This window comes from Sphingomonas sp. LaA6.9 (genome assembly GCF_022601895.1).
GTDB lineage: Bacteria > Pseudomonadota > Alphaproteobacteria > Sphingomonadales > Sphingomonadaceae > Sphingobium_A.
This window is the reverse complement of record NZ_JAKVIO010000005.1, coordinates 111,736-133,406: the sequence shown is the minus strand read 5'-3', so window position 1 is coordinate 133,406 and position 21,671 is coordinate 111,736. Positions and strand designations below refer to the sequence as shown.

Annotated in this window: 18 protein-coding genes; 2 read left to right on the top strand and 16 right to left on the bottom strand. The window is 65.8% G+C overall.

Features of this window, described 5'->3' with window-relative positions; genetic code table 11:
• Positions 1 to 164: 164 nt before the first annotated feature.
• Positions 165 to 716 (top strand): hypothetical protein, encoded by a 552-nt coding sequence (locus MKI88_RS04490; RefSeq protein WP_241629758.1) that lies wholly within the window; start codon positions 165 to 167, stop codon positions 714 to 716.
• Between the two features lie 264 nt (positions 717 to 980).
• Here the strand turns inward: MKI88_RS04490 and MKI88_RS04485 are convergent, their stop codons facing one another.
• The 9 genes from MKI88_RS04485 to MKI88_RS04445 form a co-directional block, all read right to left on the bottom strand.
• The gene (locus MKI88_RS04485; protein ID WP_241629757.1) at positions 981 to 1,571 is read right to left on the bottom strand and encodes a DUF3800 domain-containing protein; all 591 of its coding nucleotides are present in this window, start codon (positions 1,569 to 1,571) and stop codon (positions 981 to 983) included.
• A 39-nt stretch (positions 1,572 to 1,610) separates the two neighbouring features.
• Positions 1,611 to 1,997, bottom strand: coding sequence for a hypothetical protein (locus tag MKI88_RS04480; protein ID WP_241629756.1), 387 nt, complete (start codon positions 1,995 to 1,997; stop codon positions 1,611 to 1,613).
• Between the two features lie 3 nt (positions 1,998 to 2,000).
• The gene (gene ftsH / locus MKI88_RS04475) at positions 2,001 to 3,953 is read right to left on the bottom strand and encodes an ATP-dependent zinc metalloprotease FtsH (RefSeq protein WP_281063706.1); all 1,953 of its coding nucleotides are present in this window, start codon (positions 3,951 to 3,953) and stop codon (positions 2,001 to 2,003) included.
• Between the two features lie 90 nt (positions 3,954 to 4,043).
• The gene (tilS, locus tag MKI88_RS04470; RefSeq protein ID WP_241629755.1) at positions 4,044 to 4,982 is read right to left on the bottom strand and encodes a tRNA lysidine(34) synthetase TilS; all 939 of its coding nucleotides are present in this window, start codon (positions 4,980 to 4,982) and stop codon (positions 4,044 to 4,046) included.
• A 45-nt stretch (positions 4,983 to 5,027) separates the two neighbouring features.
• Positions 5,028 to 5,939 (bottom strand): tol-pal system YbgF family protein, encoded by a 912-nt coding sequence (locus MKI88_RS04465; protein WP_241629754.1) that lies wholly within the window; start codon positions 5,937 to 5,939, stop codon positions 5,028 to 5,030.
• 82 nt (positions 5,940 to 6,021) lie between these two features.
• Positions 6,022 to 6,942: a helix-turn-helix domain-containing protein gene (locus MKI88_RS04460; protein WP_241629753.1), complete on the bottom strand. Its 921-nt coding sequence runs from the start codon at positions 6,940 to 6,942 to the stop codon at positions 6,022 to 6,024.
• A 106-nt stretch (positions 6,943 to 7,048) separates the two neighbouring features.
• Positions 7,049 to 9,334: a phosphoenolpyruvate--protein phosphotransferase gene (ptsP, locus tag MKI88_RS04455; protein WP_241629752.1), complete on the bottom strand. Its 2,286-nt coding sequence runs from the start codon at positions 9,332 to 9,334 to the stop codon at positions 7,049 to 7,051.
• A 120-nt stretch (positions 9,335 to 9,454) separates the two neighbouring features.
• Positions 9,455 to 10,474: a nitronate monooxygenase family protein gene (locus MKI88_RS04450; RefSeq protein ID WP_241629751.1), complete on the bottom strand. Its 1,020-nt coding sequence runs from the start codon at positions 10,472 to 10,474 to the stop codon at positions 9,455 to 9,457.
• A complete protein-coding gene (locus MKI88_RS04445) occupies positions 10,471 to 11,733 on the bottom strand; it encodes an aspartate kinase (protein ID WP_241629750.1) in 1,263 nt (420 codons plus the stop codon). The genes MKI88_RS04450 and MKI88_RS04445 overlap by 4 nt, the downstream gene beginning before the upstream one ends.
• A gap of 67 nt (positions 11,734 to 11,800) precedes the next feature.
• On the opposite strand from MKI88_RS04445, the gene ubiG reads away from it, so the two are divergent.
• Entirely contained in the window at positions 11,801 to 12,529 is a 729-nt protein-coding gene (ubiG, locus tag MKI88_RS04440; protein ID WP_241629749.1) for a bifunctional 2-polyprenyl-6-hydroxyphenol methylase/3-demethylubiquinol 3-O-methyltransferase UbiG, read from the top strand.
• A 28-nt stretch (positions 12,530 to 12,557) separates the two neighbouring features.
• Here ubiG and MKI88_RS04435 read toward each other — a convergent pair whose 3' ends face one another.
• The 7 genes from MKI88_RS04435 to MKI88_RS04405 all read right to left on the bottom strand — a co-directional run bounded on the left by MKI88_RS04435 (position 12,558) and on the right by MKI88_RS04405 (position 21,595).
• Positions 12,558 to 12,968: a hypothetical protein gene (locus MKI88_RS04435; RefSeq protein WP_241629748.1), complete on the bottom strand. Its 411-nt coding sequence runs from the start codon at positions 12,966 to 12,968 to the stop codon at positions 12,558 to 12,560.
• A 130-nt stretch (positions 12,969 to 13,098) separates the two neighbouring features.
• Positions 13,099 to 13,551 (bottom strand): RidA family protein, encoded by a 453-nt coding sequence (locus MKI88_RS04430; RefSeq protein WP_241629747.1) that lies wholly within the window; start codon positions 13,549 to 13,551, stop codon positions 13,099 to 13,101.
• The gene (locus MKI88_RS04425) at positions 13,551 to 14,222 is read right to left on the bottom strand and encodes a glutathione S-transferase family protein (RefSeq protein ID WP_241629746.1); all 672 of its coding nucleotides are present in this window, start codon (positions 14,220 to 14,222) and stop codon (positions 13,551 to 13,553) included. Before MKI88_RS04425 ends, MKI88_RS04430 begins: the two co-directional genes overlap by 1 nt.
• 77 nt (positions 14,223 to 14,299) lie before the next feature.
• Positions 14,300 to 14,743 carry a hypothetical protein gene (locus MKI88_RS04420; RefSeq protein ID WP_241629745.1) on the bottom strand — a complete coding sequence of 148 codons (444 nt, stop codon included), beginning with the start codon at positions 14,741 to 14,743 and terminating at the stop codon, positions 14,300 to 14,302.
• Between the two features lie 89 nt (positions 14,744 to 14,832).
• Positions 14,833 to 19,368, bottom strand: coding sequence for a glutamate synthase large subunit (gene gltB, locus MKI88_RS04415; RefSeq protein ID WP_241629744.1), 4,536 nt, complete (start codon positions 19,366 to 19,368; stop codon positions 14,833 to 14,835).
• Positions 19,368 to 20,144 carry a DUF2059 domain-containing protein gene (locus MKI88_RS04410; protein WP_407073299.1) on the bottom strand — a complete coding sequence of 259 codons (777 nt, stop codon included), beginning with the start codon at positions 20,142 to 20,144 and terminating at the stop codon, positions 19,368 to 19,370. Before MKI88_RS04410 ends, gltB begins: the two co-directional genes overlap by 1 nt.
• The gene (locus tag MKI88_RS04405; protein ID WP_241629743.1) at positions 20,141 to 21,595 is read right to left on the bottom strand and encodes an NAD(P)-dependent oxidoreductase; all 1,455 of its coding nucleotides are present in this window, start codon (positions 21,593 to 21,595) and stop codon (positions 20,141 to 20,143) included. The genes MKI88_RS04410 and MKI88_RS04405 overlap by 4 nt, the downstream gene beginning before the upstream one ends.
• Between the last annotated feature and the right edge of the window lie 76 nt (positions 21,596 to 21,671).

The following is a 21,671-nucleotide window of genomic DNA, read 5'->3' as shown; positions in this document are numbered from 1 at the left end:
GAATGTCAATTATTGTGCATTGCACACATTTCGTCGCAAGATTCTTGCTCTGCACCCCCATCTCTGATTCCATGTCTGAACGGGGACGAAATGCGCCGTTAAAGCCACGTCAACCATATCAGGCGCATGATCGGCTCCAGGGGCAGAAGGTCTGGAGACAGGACATGGGCACCAGGGCACGGCCGGCGGACGGGGCGCTGACATTGGCCGAATTGAAAGAGTTTGCGAGCTTCCCCGCAGCCACGCAGCGCTATATCCGGCGTTCGCTCGACATTGGGCTCGAGCGCCACGATGCGATCGAACTGTGGTCGCGCGACATCGTGGAGTCCGCGAGCATCAACGCGCAGACGCGCATCTATGAGCGCCTTCCCGAAATTCGGGCGCTCGTACCCGATGACAGCGGGCTCGACGCGATGGAACCGTTGATGGCCCCGCTGGTGACCGTTTCGGCCTTCGATCTGGGGCAGGACCGGCTGGTGAGCTTCGGTTCGTATCGCTTCCTCTACGAAAGGCTGATCGGCGCGAGCGTGCGGCCCTGGCTGCCGGGCGCTTTCTGCGCGGCCGCAGCGCTGCCGCACCTGCATCCCGACAAGCGCCGCGTGCTGCTCCAGTCGATCAGCGAGGCGGCGGCGACCGCGATCGGCTGGTCGAGCCGAGAGCCGTCTTTCTACCCCGAATGGGTGGAAAAGGTCGAAGCGGGCGCGCTGCCCAACTGACAATCGACGGGGGGAGGGGATATCAGCCCCTCTTTCCGCGACAGTCGCATAAGAAGCGGCGGCTGGCCGAAAGCGGCGGGCTTGTGCGACCAGCCCATTGCCAGAAACAGGTAAGCCCCGTCGCTTTCGCGGCGGGGCTCCCTAGACGGCTCGTTCCATGAAGGTTCGGGCCTGTCATGTCGCTCTTTCTTTCGATCGAGCCAATACAGAACGTGCGGGGCGCAAACGGGTTCCGCGCTCCGTCAAGAAAATTTCATGAAAGCGTCACCCGATCGTCCTCAGCCGCACGACCTTGTCCACCATGAAGGGGGCGAGGATGCGGCGAATGCGTTCGGCACGCTCGGAAGCGATCGCCAGATTGAAGACCGAATTGGCGATGACGTCGGCAATCTGGACGCCCGCGGAGCGGCGACTGTCCGCAAGCCGCGCGCGCCCGCAGGTGCCCAGCAGCGAAGCGATGTCCTGGCGGACAAGTCCAAGCGTGGCGGGATCGTAGCGGCCATCGTCAATGATCACCTCGGCACAGCCCGTCGTCTCGGGCAGCCAGGCCTCGATCACGTCCTCGAGCAGCGCCACATAGGCCTTGAGGTCGCGGTCCTTTTCGCCGGGCACGCCGGGAATGTGCTTTGCGGGAAGCTGGGCGACGATCGCGCGTCCGCCAAAGCGCTCGAGCAGCTCGAAGAACAGCCCGCGCTCGACAAGCGAGATACGGCTTCCCTTCATCTCGCCGCGGATCGCGGTGACCGTCCTGAAGCGCGCAAGCAGGGCATCGGCGGCGTCCGCCTCGATCGAGACGCCCGCGAACACCATTGCCCCCGCCGAGGTTCCGCCGCTTTCGTCGCAATAAATGGGCATCGATCGCCTTCCCGTTCTTTCAATACCGTTGGGGCAGCATCACGGAAACGGGCAGGGATAGCGCTTTTTCATCATCGCGTAATAGACCGACCTGACGCTGGTGGTCGCGCGCAGCTCGACCGGGACCTGATTGAGATCGGCCATCAGATTCGCTGATGTCAGCCCGGATCGGTCGGGCGGGCAGCTATGCGTCGGCTGTCCCGCCGCCTTCTGTTTCGCGAGATCGGCACGATAGGCGCGCGTTATCGCCGCGACCTCCGCCTTGATGGAGGCAAGTTCGGAGGAGGTCGCCGCGGCGTCTCCGAGCTTCCTGACCGCCTGCGCGCGCGCAAGGAAATCGGCGACGCTGGCGCCTTGTCCGGAAATGGCGGGCGCAGTCGACACCGCCTGCACGAGCAGCAGCGCCAGCACTCCCCCCGGGATCACGCGTCAGGCGCCCTGGGGCGCCGGACCGCCGAAGCCGCCGCTCGGCCGCCGCGTCTTGGGGATGGACGAGCCGCCCGTCCCGAGCGAAGCGGGCTTGCGGACATTGCCGTCGTCGCGGCCAATATCCTCGCCCGCAATCGCGCGCTTCGATTCCTCGCCCGACAGCGTCTCATATTCGAGCAGCGCTTCGGCGAGCTTGTGAAGCTGGTCGAGATTGTCGGTCAGCACCTGGCGCGCAACGGACTCGCCTTCCTCGACAAGACGGCGAACCTCCTCGTCGATCAGGCGTGCGGTCTGCTCGGACATGTGCTGGCTGCGCGACACCGAATGGCCGAGGAACACCTCGTCCTGATTGTCGCGATAGCGCAGCCAGCCGAGCTTTTCGCTCATGCCATATTCCATGACCATCGCACGCGCCATGTCGGTCGCCTGCTGGATGTCGTTGGAAGCGCCCGTGTTGAGCGAATCCTCGCCATAGATCAGCTGTTCGGCGATGCGGCCGCCGAAGCAGAGCGCGAGCTTGGCCTTCATCTGCTTCATCGACATCGAATAGCGATCGCGATCGGGCAGGTTCCACGTCACGCCCAGCGCACGGCCGCGCGGGATGATGGTTACCTTGTGGAGCGGATCGCAGCCGGGAACGTGGAGCGAGACGAGCGCGTGGCCGGCCTCGTGATAGGCGGTCGCCTTCTTCTCGTCCTCGGTCATAACCATCGAGCGGCGCTCGGCGCCCATCATGACCTTGTCCTTGGCCTCTTCGAACTCGAGCATCGCGACAAGGCGCTTGCCCTTGCGCGCCGCGAGCAGCGCTGCCTCGTTGACGAGGTTGGCGAGATCGGCGCCCGAGAAGCCCGGCGTGCCGCGCGCGATCGTGCGCGCGCTGACGTCGGGCGCCAGCGGCACCTTCTTCATATGGACCTCGAGGATCTTCACGCGGCCGTCGATATCGGGGCGCGGCACGACGACCTGACGGTCGAAGCGGCCCGGACGCAGCAGCGCGGGATCGAGCACATCGGGGCGGTTGGTCGCCGCGATGATGATGATGCCCTCATTGGCCTCGAAACCGTCCATCTCGACGAGAAGCTGGTTCAGAGTCTGCTCGCGCTCGTCATTGCCGTTGCCGAGGCCAGCGCCACGATGGCGGCCGACCGCGTCGATCTCGTCGATGAAGACGATGCACGGCGCATTCTTCTTGGCCTGCTCGAACATGTCGCGGACACGGCTGGCGCCGACACCGACGAACATCTCGACAAAGTCCGAACCCGAAATGGTGAAGAAGGGCACGCCCGCCTCACCCGCGATGGCGCGGGCGAGCAGCGTCTTGCCGGTGCCGGGGCTACCCACGAGCAGCGCACCCTTGGGGATCTTGCCGCCGAGACGCGCAAATTTGGTCGGGTCTTTCAGGAAGTCGACGATTTCCTGCAGCTCCTCGCGTGCCTCGTCGATGCCCGCGACATCGTCGAAGGTGACGCGGCCTTCCTTCTGGGTCAGCATGCGCGCGCGCGACTTGCCGAAGCCCATCGCGCCCGAGCCCGCATTCTTCTGCATCTGCCGCATGATGAAGAAGGCGATGCCGATGATGAGGATGAAGGGCAGCGACTGATAGAGGATGACGAGCCAGATCGAGGGCTGTTCCTCGGGCTTGGCCGCGAAATTGACGCCCTTTTCCTTCAGGCGCTCGATGAGCATCGGGTCATTGGGCGCATAGGTGCGGAACGCCTTGTCGTTGGACAAGGTGCCCGAGACGACGTCGCCCGCGATCTCGACCCTCTTGACCGTGCCCTGATCGACCTGCTGGAGGAATTCGGAATAAGAGATGCCGTCGGCCGCGGCGGCGCGCGTACGGCCGTCGAACATGGCCACGAACAGCGCGAGTCCGACCAGAATGCCCACCCAGATCAGGAGGCTCTTCATCCAGGGGTTGGTTTCGGGCTGCTTGTTGTCGTCGTCGTTCATCAGGGTGTCCGGATAGATTCGTACACCGCCAAGATAGGGCACAAATGCCTAATGACAATGCAACACCCCGCATTTCTGCGGGTGGCGGGCTCAAATGCCCGTACGGCGAGGCGGAGCGGTGGAAATTTGCCAGATATCGCCGCCGCGCACAAGCAGGTCGCCAAGGCTGACCTGCGCTCCAAGGGCGATTTCGGCCAGCGCGCGGTCCAGTGCGGGGCCCGAGGGATCGAGGCCGGATTCGCGCCGCCGGAGCACGATGCGCAGCAGGCGGCGGACCAGTTCGGCGGGCAATCCCGAAGGGTCGAGCGTGATGCCCGATGCGGTCTCGACGATGCGTTCGGCGGCGAGCCGCTCGGCCATCCAGCCAAGCGCCGCCTCGGCCTCGGCGAGATTGGCGGCACTACGTGCCAGCGCCTGCGCGTCGAGCCACGGCGCATCGGCGAGATGGCGACGAAAGCGCGCCCGGTCGAAACGCATGTCCTCGTTTGACGGATCGCGCAGCGCGGTGAGCCCCGCTGCATCGACGATCGCCTGAAGCTCGGCGCGACGCCAGCCGAGCAGCGGGCGAACGACACGCCCGTTGATCGCTCGAATCCCCGCAAGCCCGCCGACCCCTGCGCCGCGGTTCAGCCGCATGATCAGCGTTTCGGCCTGATCGTCGGCATGGTGCGCGGTCATGACGCAGGTCGCGCCCTCGCGTTCCCGCCAGGCATCAAGTAAGGCGTAGCGCGCACGCCGCGCCCCGGCCTGAAGCGAACCTGTGATCGGCGTTTCAGGCGTTAATGTGTGGTGCGGAACACCGCGTGCGGCGCACATATCGGCGACCCAGCGCGCCTCTGCCGCGGATTCCGGGCGCAGCCCGTGATCGACCGTCGCCGCGCGGACCTGTCCTGGCCAGGCCGCCTCGGCCAGCAGCAGCAGCGCCAGGCTGTCGGGCCCGCCAGATACCGCAACGCCGACGGGCGCGTCATCGCTGCGCGCAGGCATGCCATTCAAGAAGCGATCGAGAATTTCGGGCGCGATGGTCATCGCGCCCGCTTTACCGCCATTCGCGCGAAAGCGGGAATCGGCCGATCACGCCTTGCATTTTGCGTCGGCCTTGCCCCTGGCGACCTGCGCCTTGAGCCCTGCCAGAGCGGTGGCCCCATAGACCGCGTCGAACTCCTCGAAGACCTTGCACGCATCCGCGGTCTTTTTGAGCCGCGTCAGCGATACGCCCAGATAATAGAGGCTTTCGGGCGCGCGTTCGCCCTTGGGCAGCTTCTGGTAATTGTCATAAAATGCGACCGAGGCGAGCGCGGGCTTGCCCTCGTCGAGATAGGCGCGGCCAAGCAGGTTCTGCGCATAGCTGACGCGCTTGTGCTTTGGATATTTCGTGACGAAATCCTTCAGCTGCGCCTGCGCCTGAGGATAGAATTTCGCTTCCCACAGCCGATAGCCGTAGAGATATGCATCCTCGCCCGCATCGCCCGTTGCGGGCTTCTGGATTGCATCGAGCAGGGCCGCGCGCTCGGTGCTGAGCGTGGGCGCTGCCGCGGTGGGCCTGGCAACGGGGGGCTTGACGCTCCCCGTAGACGCCGCCGGTGGCGTTGCAGGCGCTGCGCCGCCTTCGAGCGCAGTCAGACGGCCGTCGACCTCGGCCTTGTATTTCGTCGCCGCATCTTCGAGCTGCCTGAGCTTGAAGGCATTCTGTTCCGACTGCTCGGTAAGCCTGCTGAGCTCGGTTTCGAGCGCGCTCACGCGCGCGGTCAGATCGTCGATCGGGGCTGATGCGGGCGAGCCGGCGGGATCGATCGTCTGTGCGGGCGGGGCGATCTCGGGCTCGAAATAGCCGGGCGCGCCACCGGGGAAGACCTTGCGCTGGACGGCCTTCATTTCCTTTTCGAGCTTGTCGACGCGCGGCGCCAGATTGGCCCCGCTCTGCGCCGCAAGCGGCTGCGCGGCGATGCCGCCAAGAAGGATCGCCAGAAACAGCGTTCTACGCATGGTATTCGTCCCGCTCATAGGATGGTTCAGGCGCCTTATGGGACAGCGCGGCCCCGGCCTCAAGGCCGGTGCGGCGACTGGATCACGGCCGGACGGGGCCCGGGGGCGTCTGGGCGTTGGTAGCCGACGGCAACGGCGTGCCGGCGGGGGCGGTTCCCGGTGCCGTCGGGGCCGCAGGGGCGGCGGCTACGGCACGCGCGGCTAGCGCCGCGGCGCTGACGCCGACATCGGCAATGGTCTTCTCGGGTGGCCCGAGCGGTGCGACCTCGCGACCGCCGACGGTGACGCGCAGCGCGTCGGGGCGACCGGTCAGGATCTGCGGATTGGTGGCGTCCTCGGGAACCTGATAGGTTTCGCCCGTCACCATGGTCTTTTCAAACAGCCGCTTGCCGCCGGCCTCGTAGATGCGCAGCCACACATCCTGGGTGGCGGTGAGCACCACGGCGCCCGTAGCGGGGGCGGGCGCGGCTGCGGCAGTCGGCGCGGCGGGCGCTGCGGCATTGGTCGCTGCGAGCGCTTCATTGCCTTCGTCGTCGAGCGTATCGGTGCCCGCCGCGATCGCGGCGGGGTCGCGGCCGCCAATGCCGTCGAGCAGGCCGCCCCGGAAGATCAGGAAGCCCCCCACGACGAGGAGCACGAGGATAGCGGTGGTCCAGGCGAGCGCCCGCGTCGGGACGCGCGCGGGATCGGCGGGCTCGAAATATTGGGGCTCGTGCGCGATGCCGCGATAATCCTCGAGCTCGGCGCGCACGTCGCGCGCATAGGCGACCTCGTCCAGCCCCAGCGCACGCGCATAGGCCTTGGTGAAGCCCGAGCAATAGGTGATCGCGGGAAGGTCGTTATAGCGCCCCTCCTCGATCGCCTCGAGATGGCGCTGCGGGATCCGCGTGCGCGTCGCAATGTCGGCGAGATCAAGATTTGCGGCCTTGCGCGCCTCGGCAAGCCGCTCCCCAACTTTCTTGGGGGCTGCGTGCATCCCCTCGGCTTCGCTTTGATCCGTCATCCCGTCCGTGACTTGTCAGATTTTCGACCCAGTGCGCCCATGTCACATTTGCGCGCGCGCAATGTCAATGCGGCGAGCCTGCAATTGCGAAGCTTTTTTCAAGAGTTCAGGTAAATTCCACGCCGTGTTCCACCGCCCATCCCGAAAGCGCGGCGCGCATGCTGGGTGGCGGGGTATCGAGCCAGGCCGAAAGCGCAGTCTGCAGCGCTGCCCGATCGAGCGAACGCAGCATCGCCTTGACCGGTCCGATCGCGGCCGGGGTGATCGAAAGCCGCTCGATCCCGAGCCCGATCAGCGCCATCGCCTCCAATGTCCGCCCGCCCATTTCGCCGCACACCGCAACGGGCACGCCCGCGGCCTTGGCGGGCGCCACGACGCGGCGCAGGAAGCGCAGGATCGCAGGGCTCAGCCAGTCATAGCGTTCGGCGAGCTTGGGGTGCGCGCGGTCGGCAGCGAACAGGAACTGGGTCAGATCATTGGTGCCGATCGACAGGAAGTCGATCTTTGGCAGCAGGATATCGAGACTTTCGGCGAGCGCGGGCACTTCGAGCATCGCGCCGTAGCGGATCGCATTCGGCAGCATCCGCCCGCGCGAGGAGACCCAGTCGCGCTGCGCCTCGAACAGCGCCTTGGCTTCGTCGAACTCCCACGGCTCGGAGACCATCGGGAACATGATGTGGAGCGTCCGCCCCGCGCCGGCCTCGATGAGTGCGCGCGCCTGCGCCTTCATCAGCCCGTTGCGATCGAGCGCGACGCGCAGTGCGCGCCAGCCCATCGCGGGATTCTCCTCATGCTCGCCATCATGGCGCATATAGGGCAGCGCCTTGTCGCCCCCAATGTCGACGGTGCGGAAGATGACGGGGCGCTCGCCCGCGGCCTCAAGCACGTCGCGGTAGAGTCGCTGCTGGCGTTCGCGCTGCGGCAGGGTGGCGGAAACCAGGAACTGGAATTCGGTACGAAACAGCCCGATGCCCTCGGCGCCCGTGGTGTCGAGCGCTGCGACATCGTCGCGCAGCCCCGCATTGACCATCAACGCGATATGCGTGCCGTCCTTCGTAACCGAAGGTTCGGTGCGCAGCGCGGCAAAGGCGGCGCGGCGCTTCTGGCTGACGTCGAGCTTGGCCTCGAAGGCCTCTTCCATCGACGGAGAGGGGCGCACGAAGACCGCGCTCTGGCTCGCATCGAGCAGGATGAGGTCGCCCTCGCCGATCGTGCGACGGACATTGGTGACCCGGCCCAGCACGGGGACGCCCATCGCGCGCGCGACGATGATGACGTGCGCGGTCAGCGAGCCTTCCTCGAGGATCACGCCTTTCAGACGGCGGCGATCATATTCGAGCAGCTCGGCGGGGCCGAGGTTGCGCGCGATCAGGATCGTGTCCTGACGAAGCCCGAGCTGCGCGGCCGAGCCGAGCTGTCCCGAGACGATGCGCAACAGCCGGTTGGAGAGATCCTCCAGATCGTGCATCCGGTCGGCGAGCAGCGGATCGTCGATCTGGCGCATGCGCATGCGGGTGCGCTGCTGGACGCGCTCGATCGCCGCCTCGGCGGTGAGGCCGCTGTCGATCGCCTCGTTGATGCGGCGCGACCAGCCCTCGTCATAGGCGAACATCTTGTACATCTCGAGCACCTCCTGGTGCTCGCCGCCGCCAAACTCGGCCTGGCTCGCCATGCGGTCGATCTGCTCGCGCATCTTGTCGAAGGCCGAATAGACCCTGTGCCGCTCCGCCTCAACATCCTCGGCGACGGTATGCTCGATGGTGATGCGCGGCTGGTGATAGACCGCAAAGCCGCGCGCCATTCCGTCGACGAGCTTGAGGCCCGTCAACCGCACGGGATCGGTATTGTGGACGCGGCCTGCGGCGGCGGCCTTCTCGTCGATCAGCCCGGCATTGGCGATCAGTTCGGAGAGCACCATCGCAACGGTCTGGAGCGCCTCGATGACGAGGTCGTCATATTTGCGCGGTTCGGCATGCTGGATCGAGAGCACGCCCACCGCCTCTTCGCGGCGCACGATCGGCACGCCTGCGAAACTGTGGAACAGCTCTTCCCCGGTTTCGGGCTTGTAGGCGAAATCGGGATGGCTCGCCGCTTCGTCGAGATTGAGCATCTCGACATTCTCGGCGATCGTGCCGACCAGCCCCTCGCCGAATGCCAGCTTGGTGACGTGGACGGCCTCCTGCTTCAGCCCGCGCGTCGCGAAGAGTTCGAGCACGCCGTCGCGCAGCAGATAGATCGAGCAGACCTCGCTATCGAGCGCCTCGCCGACGATGTTGACGACCTGATTGAGCTTGGCCTGCGCTCCTGTGCGCGCCGCCATCACATCGTGGAGGCGGGTGAGGATTTCGCGCGCGGAGGCGACGGCGGATGTGGTCGGTGCGGATGAGGCCATTGTCGAAAAGGGCTATCAGAAAGTCGCCGCGCTTTCCAATACGCTCACGCGATGTCGCACCGCTTTTTCGCGCATCGTCGTGCAACGGGCAGCGCGGCGCCCCTGCGGGGCGCCGACGGATCAATGTGCGCGCGTTTCGAGCGCTTCGGCCGCTTCGGTCATCAGCGTCGCGATGATATCGGCGACGGGCTCCTCTGCCTTGACCATGCCGACCGACTGGCCCGCCATCACCGATCCCGACTCCACATCGCCGTCAATGACCGCGCGGCGCAGCGCGCCCGCCCAGTAGTGCTCGATTTCGAGCTGGGCGGCGCCCATGTCGACCTTGCCGTCGTCGAGCATCTGCGCGACTTCGCGCTGCTTGGCGGCGAAGGCTTCCATCTCGGCGTTGCGGAGCGCGCGCACGGGGATCACGGGCAGACGCGGATCGATCTGGACGCTGGCGATCGCGTCGCGCGCCGAGGCGCGAATGAACGCCTTTTTGAAATTGGGGTGCGCGATGCACTCGGTCGCACACACGAAGCGCGTGCCGAGCTGGACGCCCGCCGCACCCATTTCGAGATAGCCCGCGATGAGCTGGCCCTTGCCGATCCCGCCCGCGACGAAAACGGGAAGCTGATCGGCGATTTCGGGGAGCATTTCCTGCGCGAGCACCGACGTCGAGACCGGGCCGATATGGCCGCCGGCTTCCATCCCCTCGATCACGAGCGCATCGACGCCCGAACGGATCAGCTTCTTCGCGAGCGCCAGCGCGGGCGCGAAGCAGATGACCTTCGCGCCGCTCGCCTTGATCGCATCGAGCGCACCCGCCGGGGGCAGGCCGCCCGCGAGCACGACATGACTGACCTTGTGTTTCGCGCAGACCCCGATCAGCTCGAAAAGCTGCGGATGCATGGTGATGAGATTGACGCCGAAGGGCTTGTCCGTCCGCTTCTTCGTCTCGGCGATCTCGGTGTCGAGCAGCTCGGGGCTCATCGCGCCGCACGCGATGACGCCGAAGCCGCCGGCATTGGAGATGGCGGAAACGAGGTTGCGCTCAGAGATCCAGCTCATCGCGCCGCCCAGTATTGCGACGTCGCAACCGAGGAATTCGGCGCCACGCGCCATGCGGCGGGCGAGGCGTTCCTGACCGATGCTCATGCCTCCAGCGGCTCCGGACCGTCGAGACCATAGGCGGTGTGCAGCACGCGGACCGCGAGCTCGGCATAATCCTCCTCGATCAGCACCGAGACCTTGATCTCGGAGGTCGCGATTGCCTGGATGTTGATGCCGCGATCGGCCAGCGCCTTGAACATCGTCGAGGCGACGCCCGCATGGCTGCGCATGCCAACGCCGACGATCGAGACCTTGCAGATCTTGGTGTCGTGCTTCAGCTCGCCATAGCCGATCGTTCCCCTCGCCTTTTCGAGCGCGTCGATAGCGCGCGCCAGCTCGGCGCCGGGGACGGTGAAGGTGACGTCGGTCGAACCCGTGTCGTGCGCGATATTCTGCACGATCACGTCGACATTGATGTTGGCCTCGGCCAGCGGCCCGAAGATCGCGGCGACCGCGCCGGGGCGGTCGGGCACATCGGTCAGCGTGATCTTCGCCTCGTTCTTGTCCAGCGCGATGCCGGTGATGCGTTGCCGTTCCATCTCGTTTTCCTCAATCTCATCATCGCCGACGATCATCGTCCCCGGCAGTTCGTCGTCGGTCGGATCCTCGAAGGAAGAGAGCACCTGGACGCGCACCTTCTCCTTCATCGCGAGCCCGACTGAGCGCGTCTGGAGCACCTTGGCGCCGACGCTCGCCAGCTCGAGCATTTCCTCGTAGGTGACCTTTTTCAGCTTGCGCGCGCGCGGCACGATGCGCGGATCGGTTGTGTAGACGCCGTCGACATCGGTGTAGATGTCACAGCGGTCGGCCTTGACTGCGGCCGCCACCGCAACCGCCGAGGTGTCCGAACCGCCGCGCCCGAGCGTCGTCACCCGGCCATCCTCGGCCATGCCCTGGAAGCCCGGGATGACCGCGACCTGCCCGCCCGCCATTGCGGCGATGAGCGCTTCGGTGTCGATCGTCTCGATCCGCGCCGAGGCATGCGCGTCGTTGGTGTGGATGGGAAGCTGCCAGCCGAGCCAGCTGCGCGCGCGTACGCCCAGTGACTGGAGCGTGATCGCGAGCAGGCCGCTCGTCACCTGTTCGCCCGCCGCGACGACGACGTCATATTCGCGCGTGTCGTAGAGCGAGCTTGCCTCGCGGCAGAAGTTGACGAGCCGGTCGGTCTCGCCCGCCATCGCCGAAACGACGACCGCGACCTCGTTGCCGGCATCGACCTCGTGTTTGACGCGCGCCGCGACGTTGCGAATCCTTTCGATGCCCGCCATCGAGGTTCCGCCGAATTTCATTACAATACGGGCCATTGAGACTTCCCGGAAATTCCCTGAAAAGCCCTTTGGTCAAAGGGCGCGGCCCTGATAGGGTCGAGATATGGCAAACGCAACTACGATCGATCCGAAAGAGGCCGCGCATTTCGGGCAAATGGCGGCGGAATGGTGGGACCCCAAGGGGTCATCGGCGATGCTCCACCGGATGAACCCCGTCCGGCTCCACTATATTCGCGACATGGCCGACTGGCACTGGCAGCTCGACGAGCATGACCGGCGGCCGCTGGCGAACATGACGGCGCTCGACATGGGATGCGGCGCAGGCCTTTTGTGCGAACCGCTGGCGCGGCTGGGCGCGGTGGTGACCGGGATCGACGCGGCGGCGGAGAATGTCGCGGTGGCGCGTCTGCACGCCGAACAGTCGGGGCTCTCGGTTTCCTATGAGCAGGGCGGGATCGAGACGCTGGGCAAGCGCCGCTTCGACCTCATCACGTCTCTGGAGGTTGTCGAGCATGTGACCGATCCCCGGGCGTTCGTGGAGGGGTTGGCTGGCGCGCTCGCGCCGGGCGGGCTGATGATCCTGTCCACCCCCAACCGCACGAGCCTGTCGCACTTCGCCATGATCACGATTGCCGAAGGGACGGGGAGAATTCCGAAGGGCACGCACGACTGGGACAAGTTCCTGACGCCCGAGGAACTGGGCGCGCTGGTCGAGGCCGCGGGGCTGAAAGTGATCGACGTGACGGGCATGAGTTTCTCGCCCATGCACGGCTTCAAGCTCAGCGAGAACAAGGCGCTCGACTATTTCGTGACGGCGGTGCACGCGGCCTGACACGCGCGCACCGGCCGTCCGCCGGTCATTACTGGCCGACGACCTTCAGCCATTCGTCGGCGCTGATCGGGCCGACCGCGAGTGTATCGCTGTGCTCGGCGATATATTCGCGCAGCTTGAGGCCCATCTTCGGCCCGGCCAGCTGACCCGCGGCCTTGGCGGCATCATCGATTGCCTTGTCCTGCGCCTCGGTCGTCTTGGGCTGGATCCAGACGAAATCCCAGCTGGCGCCATTCTGGTGGACATAAAGCTGCGAAGCCGGAACGCCCGCCGCCTTGGCGAAGCCGTCCTGCCGCGCAAACCATTCGAGCAATGCCTTTTGCTGGCCCGGTGCGGCGCGATAGATCGAGACGATGCTTTCGCGCTGGGCCGGCTGCGCGGCGACCGGGGCGGCGATCGCTGCGATCGCGACCGCAAGAGGAAGGATCAGTTTGTGCATGGAATACTCCGCCGAGTGAGAGCCGCACGTGCGCAACCAGACTGTCTTTTTCACAAGCGAAATGAACTCTAGGGGCGGCGTGTCGGTGCGCCTTGCGATTTCTCAAGCCGCGGGTGCGCGGCTTGCGCTTTCAGCGCTTTGCGTCGGGGAACCTGGCCCAGCATTCGAGCTCGACCTGCGCGCCGAGCGCAAGCCCGTTGGCGCCAAAGGCGCTGCGCGCTGGCAGGCGGCCGGGCTTGAAATAGGTCACATAGACCGCGTTGAAATCGCCCCAGCGGCTCATGTCGGCGAGCATCACGGTGCATTTGAAGACGTCGTCGAAACCGAGGCCCCGCTTGCGCAGCTTCGCGCCGATATTCTCCATCATCTGCTTCGTTTCGCCCGCGAGCCCGCCCGCGGCGAGCGCGCCGCTTTGGGTCGTCCCGATCTCGCCTGAGAGATAGAGGATATCGCCGACGCGGACGGCTTCCGAAAAGGGGCGCGCCTGCGGTCCTTCGACCGGATAATATTCAGGCGGCTGCGCAACCGCGCCCGGTCCGAGCGCGAGCGACGAGGCGAGCGCAAGAAGCCGGGCATGGCGCATCAGAAATCCACCTTGTCGTAATATTCGGGGGGCTTGATGACCTCCATCCGCTCGGAGAGCAGTGGACGGAAGCTCGGGCGCGACTTGAGGCCCGCATACCAGCGCTTGACCAGTTCGTGCCCCTTGAAGTCGATGCCGCCCAGATAGTCCGCGACCGAAATATGCGCCGCCGCCGCGAGATCGGCGAGGCTCAATGTCGCGCCCGCCAGCCAGGTGCGGTGATCGAGCAGATAGTCGAGATAGTCGAAATGGCTGTGCGCGTTCTTCATCGCCTCGCGCAGGATGCGCGCATCGGGCGCGGCGCGGTCGATCAGCCGCTTCTTCATGCGCTCGTGCATCAGGGGCGCGACGACATCGCCGTAGAACTGGTGGTCGAACCATGAAACCAGCCGGCGGACCTCGGCGCGGTGCGCGGCGGTGCCGCCGATGAGTTGCGCCTTGTCGGTGGTTTCCTCGAAATATTCGCAGATCGCCGAGGAATCGATGAGGATCAGGCTGCGATCGGCCTCGGTCATCACCGGGGTCTGCCCCGCGGGGTTCATGTCGATGAACTCGTCGCGGCGTTCCCACGGGGATTCGCGCACGAGTTCATAGCCGACGCCCTTCTCACCGAGGAGAAGCCGGACCTTGCGCGAAAAGGGACAGAGCGGAAACTGGAAGAGGTGCCACATGGAGGCGCGACTTTAGCGCGCGCGGCGAGTCCGTCCAGCCTTTGATGCGGCGCAGCAGGCGCGATCGGCGCTTTTTCTCAATCGTCCCAATCGTATTCGTAATCGGGCAGCGATACGCGGCTTCCGATATCGGCCATGCGGCCCGCCATCTCTGCCATCAACCTGCGCAATTCGGGCATCATCACCACCATCTGCGTCGCCATGGCGCCCATCGTGCCCGTCATCGCACGCGTGCGATGCGTCATGCGCTCTTCAAAATAGGGATCGTCGCGCTCGGCGCGGTCGCGCAGCGTCTCGTCGCGCGGCGTGCGCGAGGTCGGGTCGATCGCGCGCTCGATCTCGCCGATGCGCATGTCGAGCACCGCGCCCATCACGCCCGACATCGCGCCTGCGACGCGGTCCTGCATGACGGGATCGTTCATCGTCTTCGCAATCCGTTCCTCGGGCGCGACATCATTGTCCTGCGCGTGGACGGGCGCGGTGAAGGCCAGCGCAACAAGGCCGAGCACGAAATAACGCATCGCAATCCTCCAGACGCGCGAGGCACGCGCGGGTACGGCCTGGACACATATATAAGTTAAAATGAGTCCAGGCTGAACGGGTTCCGTGCTTATTCGGCCGCGACCTCCGCGGGGGTGTCGCTGAGCGCGTATTCGAGCCGCGACAGCATCTCCTTCGGGCAGACCTGCCAGAACTGGAGCCGCCTGCGGTCCCAGTCGTCGAGGATCGCGTTGGACCATTTGCTGTCGGTCGCGACCGCATGCTCGGCGATGAGCGATTTGAGCTTGGCTTCCCAGTACGCGGAGTCGAGGCGTTGCCAGACGATGCTGTCGGGATTGGCGCGACGTTCGAAATGGCCGTCCTCGTCGAGGATGAAGGCCATGCCGCCCGTCATGCCCGCACCGAAATTGGCGCCGACCTTGCCGAGAATGACCGCGGTGCCGCCCGTCATATATTCGCAGCCATTGGCGCCGCAGCCCTCGACCACGACCTCTGCGCCCGAGTTGCGGACCGCGAAGCGCTCACCCGCCTGACCCGCCGCGAACAGCTTGCCCGAGGTTGCGCCGTAGAGGACGGTATTGCCGATGATCGTGTTGGCATGGCTGTCGAGCGGCGAGCTGACCGTGGGACGCACGGTCACGATGCCGCCCGAAAGCCCCTTGCCGACATAGTCGTTGGCGTCGCCGAAGACCTCGAGCGTGATCCCCTTGCAGAGAAAGGCGCCCAATGACTGCCCCGCCGAGCCGCGCAGCCGGACATGGACGTGCCCGTCGGCGAGCGCCGACATGCCGTAGAGCCGCGTGATCTCTGACGAGAAGCGCGTGCCGACCGCACGGTGCGTGTTGCGGACATTATAGGTGAGCTGCATCTTCTCGCGACGCTCGAACACCGCCTTGGCATCCGCGATCATCTGCGCGTCGAGGCTGTCAGGCACCTCGTTGCGGAAGGTCGGCAGGTTGAAGCGGCGCAGATCATCGTCGGCATCGACCTTGGCGAGTATCGGGTTGAGGTCGAGATCGTCGAGATGTTCGGCGCCGCGGCTGACCTGACGCAGCAGCTCGGTGCGTCCGATGATCTCGTCGAGCGACTTGAAGCCCAGCCGTGCGAGAATCTCGCGCACTTCCTCGGCGATGAAGGTCATCAGGTTGATGACCTTTTCGGGGGTGCCGACGAATTTCTGCCTGAGCTTCTCGTCCTGCGTGCAGACGCCGACGGGGCAGGTGTTCGAATGGCACTGACGCACCATGATGCAGCCCATCGCGACCAGCGACAATGTGCCGATGCCGAATTCCTCGGCGCCGAGGATCGCGGCGATCACGATATCGCGCCCGGTCTTGAGGCCGCCATCGGTGCGCAATTTCACGCGGTGGCGAAGCCCGTTGAGCGTCAGCACCTGATTGACCTCGCTGAGACCCATTTCCCAGGGCGTGCCCGCATATTTGACCGAGGTCTGCGGGCTGGCGCCGGTGCCGCCGACATGGCCCGCGACGAGGATGACGTCGGCATGGGCTTTCGCAACGCCCGCCGCGACCGTGCCGATACCCGCCGAGGAGACGAGCTTGACGCAGACGCGCGCGCGCGGGTTGATCATCTTCAGGTCGTAGATCAGCTGCGCCAGATCCTCGATCGAATAGATGTCGTGGTGCGGCGGGGGCGAGATCAGCGAGACGCCCGGGGTCGCATGGCGGAGCTTCGCGATGAACTCGGTGACCTTGAAGCCGGGAAGCTGGCCGCCCTCGCCGGGCTTTGCGCCCTGCGCCACCTTGATTTCGATTTCCTCGCACGCGCCGAGATATTCGGCCGTGACCCCGAAACGCCCCGAGGCGATCTGCTTGATCACCGAATTGGCGTTGTCGCCATTCTCATAGGGCTTGTAGCGCGCGCTATCCTCGCCGCCCTCGCCCGATACCGCCTTGGCGCCGATGCGGTTCATCGCGATCGCGAGCGTCTCGTGCGCTTCGGGAGAGAGCGCGCCGAGCGACATGCCCGGGGTGACAAAGCGCTTGCGAATCTCGGTGATCGCCTCGACGCTGTCGATCGCAACGGGCTCGTTGGTGAAATTGAACTCGAGCAGATCGCGCAGATAGACCGGGGGCAGATCGCGCACGCCGCGCGCGAACTGGAGATAGGTCGAATAGCTGTCGGTCGAGACCGCGGTCTGGAGCAGGTGCATGAGCTGCGCCGAATAGGCGTGCGTCTCGCCGCCGTGGCGCTGGCGATAAAAGCCGCCGATCGGCAGCGTGACCACCGCCTTGTCGAAGGCCGCCTCGTGCCGCATCAGCGCGCTCAGGTGGAGCGAGGCATAGCCCTCGCCCGAGATCTTGGCGGGCATGCCGGGGAAGAAATCGTTGACCAGCGCGCGCGACAGGCCGACGGCCTCGAAATTATAGCCGCCGCGATAGCTGGAGATCACCGCGATCCCCATCTTCGACATGATCTTCAAAAGGCCGTCATTGACCGCCTTCTTGTGGCGCGTGAGGCATTCCTCGAGGCTGAAGTCGCCGAACAGGCCACGCGCCTGACGATCGGCGATCGCGGCTTCGGCGAGATAGGCGTTCACCGTGGTCGCTCCGACGCCGATCAGCACCGCATAATAATGCGTGTCGAGGCATTCGGCGGTCCGCACGTTGACCGATGCATATGAGCGCAGGCCCTTGCGGACGAGGTGCGTATGCACCGCGGCCGCGGCGAGCACGCCCGCGATCGCGACACGATCGGGCCCGACATTCTCGTCGGTCAGGAAGATTTCCGAGCGCCCCTCGCGCACGGCCTGTTCAGCTTCGGCGCGGATGCGCGAGATCGCAGCGCGCAGGCTTTCCTGTCCGCCGCCGGTCTCGAAGGTGCAGTCGATCTCGGCCGCCTGCGCGCCGAAATGCGCCTTCAAACGCGCCCATTCGGCGCAGGTGAGGACGGGACTGTCGAGCACGAGCACGCCGTCATTCTGCGCCTCGCGGTCGAGGATGTTTGCGAGGTTGCCGAAGCGCGTCTTGAGGCTCATCACCTGCGTTTCGCGCAAGCTGTCGATCGGCGGGTTGGTGACCTGCGAGAAGTTCTGGCGGAAGAACTGGCTGATCAGCCGCGGCTTGTCCGAGATGACCGCGAGCGGCGTGTCGTCGCCCATCGAGCCGATCGCCTCCTTGGCGTCCTCGACCATGGGCGAGAGGATCAGTTCCATGTCCTCGAGCGTCTGGCCTGCGGCGACCTGGCGGCGCGTCAGTTCGGCGCGGTCCCAAGCTGGGGTCGCATCGGCTGCGGCGGCGGGGAGATCGTCGATCGACAGGAAGCGCCCCGCCATTTCGGCATAGGGAAGCTCGGTCGAGATGCGGTCCTTGATCGCGCGATCGTCGAACAGCACGCCTTCGTGCAGATCGACCGCGATCATCTGGCCGGGGCCGAGGCGGCCCTTCTGGACGACCGAGCTTTCGGGGACGACGACCATGCCCGCCTCGGAGCCGACGATCAGCAGATTGTCGATCGTGCGCGTGTAGCGCAGCGGGCGCAGCGCGTTGCGGTCCATGCCCGCGACCACCCAGCGGCCATCGGTCATCGCCAATGCTGCGGGGCCGTCCCACGGCTCCATCACCGAGGCGAGATACTGGTACATCGAGCGATGCGGGTCGGGCATTTCGGGATCGTGCTGCCACGCCTCGGGGACGAGCATCAGCTTGGCGGTCGGTGCGTCGCGCCCCGAGCGGCAGATCGCCTCGAACACCGCGTCCAATGCGGCGGTATCCGACGCGCCCGCGGGGATCACGGGCTTGATGTCCTCCGAATGCTCGCCGAACGCGATCGAGGCCATCTTGATCTCGTGGCTCTTCATCCAGTTCTTGTTGCCGCGGATCGTGTTGATCTCGCCATTATGCGCGAGGCAGCGGAAGGGCTGCGCCAGCCACCATTGCGGGAAGGTGTTGGTCGAATAGCGCTGGTGGAAGATCGCGACGCGGCTCTCGAAGCGCTCGTCGGTGAGGTCGGGGTAGAAGACCGACAGGCTCTCGGCGAGGAACAGCCCCTTGTAGATGATCGAGCGGCACGACAGCGAGCAGATGTAGAAGCCCGAAATCTGCGCCTCGATCACCTTCTTCTCGATGCGCCTGCGCACGAGATAGAGGTTCTTCTCGAATTCGGCGGCATCGACCGCGTCGGGCAGCGGCCCCGCGATCATGATCTGCTCGATCTCGGGGCGCGTTTCCTGCGCCTTGCGGCCGATTACCGAGACGTCGACGGGCACCTGGCGCCAGCCATAGATGGTGTAGCCCGCGTCGATGATCTCGGACTCGACGATCGTGCGGCAGGTTTCCTGCGCCGAAAGATCGGTGCGCGGCAGGAAGATCATGCCGACCGCAAGGCGGTTGGGCATCGGCCTGTGCCCGCCATCGACGATCGCGTCGTCGAAGAAGCGCGCGGGGATGTCGACATGCAGCCCCGCGCCATCGCCGGTCTTGCCATCGGCGTCGACCGCGCCGCGGTGCCAGACGGCCTTGAGCGCGTCGATCGCGGAGGCGACGACGCGGCGCGAGGGCTTGCCGTCGGTCGCGGCGACGAGGCCGACACCACAGGCGTCGCTCTCGAATTCGGGGCGGTACATGCCTTCACGGGCAAGGCGTTCGCGTTCGGCGACGCGGGCTTCAAATTCGGTCGTCATCATCAGTCCCCGATCACATCTTCATTGGGGGTTTCTTCGGGTTCGCGCAGATCCCCGGGCTTCACGCCCAATAGTCTGGCGAGCTTGGTGCGTTCGGCGGCGCTCAGATCCTCGATTTTTCGCGGCCTGGGCAGGTCGGCGGTCGCGGCCTCCATCGCCTTCACGAATGCAGGCATCTGCTCCATCAGCTCGGGAACGAATGCCTGCATTTCGGTGACCAGCTCGGGATCGACGAAAAGCATGAGCGATTCCGAAGCGTAGAGGCCGCCGGTGGGCGTCGCGAAAAAGCGACTGAGCTCGTCGAGCTGCGCCGCTGTGAACTTGCGCGCATAGGCGCGGGCGAGCCCGTTGCGCACGCGCGGTTCCATCTTCGCCATCAGGCCGTTCATGCCCGTCATCATCGCCTGCATGCCGCGCTGAGTGCGCTCGCGGAAATGCGGGTCATAGATCGCCATGACCTCGGCGAGAGTGCCCTGATCAAGCGTGGCCGCCTGCTCTTCATCGAGCCCGCCGATCGCTGCGATGGTGCTCACGGGCATTTCGAGCACGCTGTCCATCATCGGCACCATCAGCTTGTCGAGCGTCTCGCGCATCATCCGCTGATAGGTGCCGACGGGGAACAGCTTGTCGATCACGGGCTGCGCCGCAGCGAGGCGCGCGGGCTCGACGGCCGTCGGAGCCTCGGCGGCAACCGCGGACGCCGCGGACTGCTGGGCTGCAACCGGCATCGCAGCCGCCATCATGCCCGCAGCCAGAATCGAACGAGCAATTCGCATCACGCCGCCTCCAGCGCCTTGGCAGGCGCCGCCTTCGCCCTCGCCTTCAGATAGCTGTGCATATGATCGGCCACGTCGCGGCCGTCGCGGATCGCCCAGACGACGAGGCTCGCGCCGCGCACGATGTCGCCCGCGGCGAAGACGCCGTCCATGTTGGACATCATCGTCTTGTGGTCGACGCGCAGCGTGCCCCAGCGCGTGACGCCGAGCTCCTCGGCGCCGAACAATTTGGGCAGGTCCTCGGGATCGAAGCCCAATGCCTTGATGACGAGATCGGCGTCGAGGCGGAACTCGCTGCCGGGATCGGGTTCGGGCGCGCGGCGGCCCGAGGCGTCGGCCTGGCCGAGACGCATTTTCGTTGCGCGGACGCCCGAGACGGCCTCGGTGCCGTCAAAGGCTTCGGGGGCGGAGAGCCAGACGAACTCGACGCCCTCCTCTTCGGCATTCTTCACCTCGTTCTGCGAGCCGGGCATGTTGGCGCGGTCGCGGCGATAGAGGCATTTGACCGACTTCGCGCCCTGACGGATCGCGGTGCGGACGCAGTCCATCGCGGTGTCGCCGCCGCCGATGACGACGACATTCTTGCCCGCGGCATTGAGCGTGCCGCTTTCGAATTCGGGGACGGCGTCGCCGAAGCTCTTGCGGTTGGAAGCGATCAGATAGTCGAGCGATTCGACCACGCCCGGCGCACCGACGCCGGGCGCCTTGATCGCGCGCGCCTTGTAGACGCCCGTCGCGATCAGCAGCGCGTCATGTTTGGCGCGGAGCTGCTCGAGCGTGGCGTCGCGGCCGACCTCGAAGCCGCGGTGGAAGACGATGCCGCCATCCTCGAGCCGCTTGATGCGGCGCTTGACGATCGGCTTTTCGAGCTTGAAGCCCGGGATGCCGTAGACGAGCAGGCCGCCCATGCGGTCGTGCCGGTCATAGACATGGACCTCATGCCCCGCGGCGCGCAGATATTCGGCGGCGGTGAGGCCGGCCGGACCCGCACCGATGACGCCCACCGACTGGCCCGTCGGCCGGCCCGCGACGAGCGGCGCGACCCAACCTTCTTCCCAGGCGGTGTCGGTGATGAATTTCTCGACCGAGCCGATCGTGACCGCGCCGTGCCCTGAAAACTCGATGACGCAATTGCCCTCGCACAGCCGGTCCTGCGGGCAGATGCGGCCGCAGATCTCGGGCATGGTCGAGGTGCTGTTGCTGAGCTCGAACGCCTCGCGCAGACGGCCTTCGGCGGTCAGGCGCAGCCAGTCGGGGATATGGTTGTGCAGCGGGCAGTGCACCGAGCAATAGGGGACGCCGCACTGCGAGCAGCGCGACGCCTGTTCCTCGGCCTTCGCGATCTCGTAGCGACGCGCGATTTCCTCGAAATCCTCGGCGCGCAGGTCTGCCGCGCGCTTTTCGGGATAGGCTTGTCCCGTTCCCACGAATTTCAGCATCGCCTGCTCGGCCATCGTCACCCTCCGTTGTCGGAAGCCTCCGATATCCAAAAGAACCGCGGAGTCACGCGGATTCTGCAATTAAAGACAG

Excerpts from the sequence above, each read along its gene's own strand:
- MKI88_RS04490 (WP_241629758.1), top strand. The coding sequence starts at position 165 with ATGGGCACCAGGGCACGGCCGGCGGACGGGGCGCTGACATTGGCCGAA.
- MKI88_RS04485 (WP_241629757.1), bottom strand. The coding sequence starts at position 1,571 with ATGCCCATTTATTGCGACGAAAGCGGCGGAACCTCGGCGGGGGCAATG.
- ftsH (WP_281063706.1), bottom strand. The coding sequence starts at position 3,953 with ATGAACGACGACGACAACAAGCAGCCCGAAACCAACCCCTGGATGAAG.
- tilS (WP_241629755.1), bottom strand. The coding sequence starts at position 4,982 with ATGACCATCGCGCCCGAAATTCTCGATCGCTTCTTGAATGGCATGCCT.
- MKI88_RS04465 (WP_241629754.1), bottom strand. The coding sequence starts at position 5,939 with ATGCGTAGAACGCTGTTTCTGGCGATCCTTCTTGGCGGCATCGCCGCG.
- MKI88_RS04460 (WP_241629753.1), bottom strand. The coding sequence starts at position 6,942 with ATGACGGATCAAAGCGAAGCCGAGGGGATGCACGCAGCCCCCAAGAAA.
- ptsP (WP_241629752.1), bottom strand. The coding sequence starts at position 9,334 with ATGGCCTCATCCGCACCGACCACATCCGCCGTCGCCTCCGCGCGCGAA.
- MKI88_RS04450 (WP_241629751.1), bottom strand. The coding sequence starts at position 10,474 with ATGAGCATCGGTCAGGAACGCCTCGCCCGCCGCATGGCGCGTGGCGCC.
- MKI88_RS04445 (WP_241629750.1), bottom strand. The coding sequence starts at position 11,733 with ATGGCCCGTATTGTAATGAAATTCGGCGGAACCTCGATGGCGGGCATC.
- ubiG (WP_241629749.1), top strand. The coding sequence starts at position 11,801 with ATGGCAAACGCAACTACGATCGATCCGAAAGAGGCCGCGCATTTCGGG.
- MKI88_RS04435 (WP_241629748.1), bottom strand. The coding sequence starts at position 12,968 with ATGCACAAACTGATCCTTCCTCTTGCGGTCGCGATCGCAGCGATCGCC.
- MKI88_RS04430 (WP_241629747.1), bottom strand. The coding sequence starts at position 13,551 with ATGCGCCATGCCCGGCTTCTTGCGCTCGCCTCGTCGCTCGCGCTCGGA.
- MKI88_RS04425 (WP_241629746.1), bottom strand. The coding sequence starts at position 14,222 with ATGTGGCACCTCTTCCAGTTTCCGCTCTGTCCCTTTTCGCGCAAGGTC.
- MKI88_RS04420 (WP_241629745.1), bottom strand. The coding sequence starts at position 14,743 with ATGCGTTATTTCGTGCTCGGCCTTGTTGCGCTGGCCTTCACCGCGCCC.
- gltB (WP_241629744.1), bottom strand. The coding sequence starts at position 19,368 with ATGATGACGACCGAATTTGAAGCCCGCGTCGCCGAACGCGAACGCCTT.
- MKI88_RS04405 (WP_241629743.1), bottom strand. The coding sequence starts at position 21,595 with ATGGCCGAGCAGGCGATGCTGAAATTCGTGGGAACGGGACAAGCCTAT.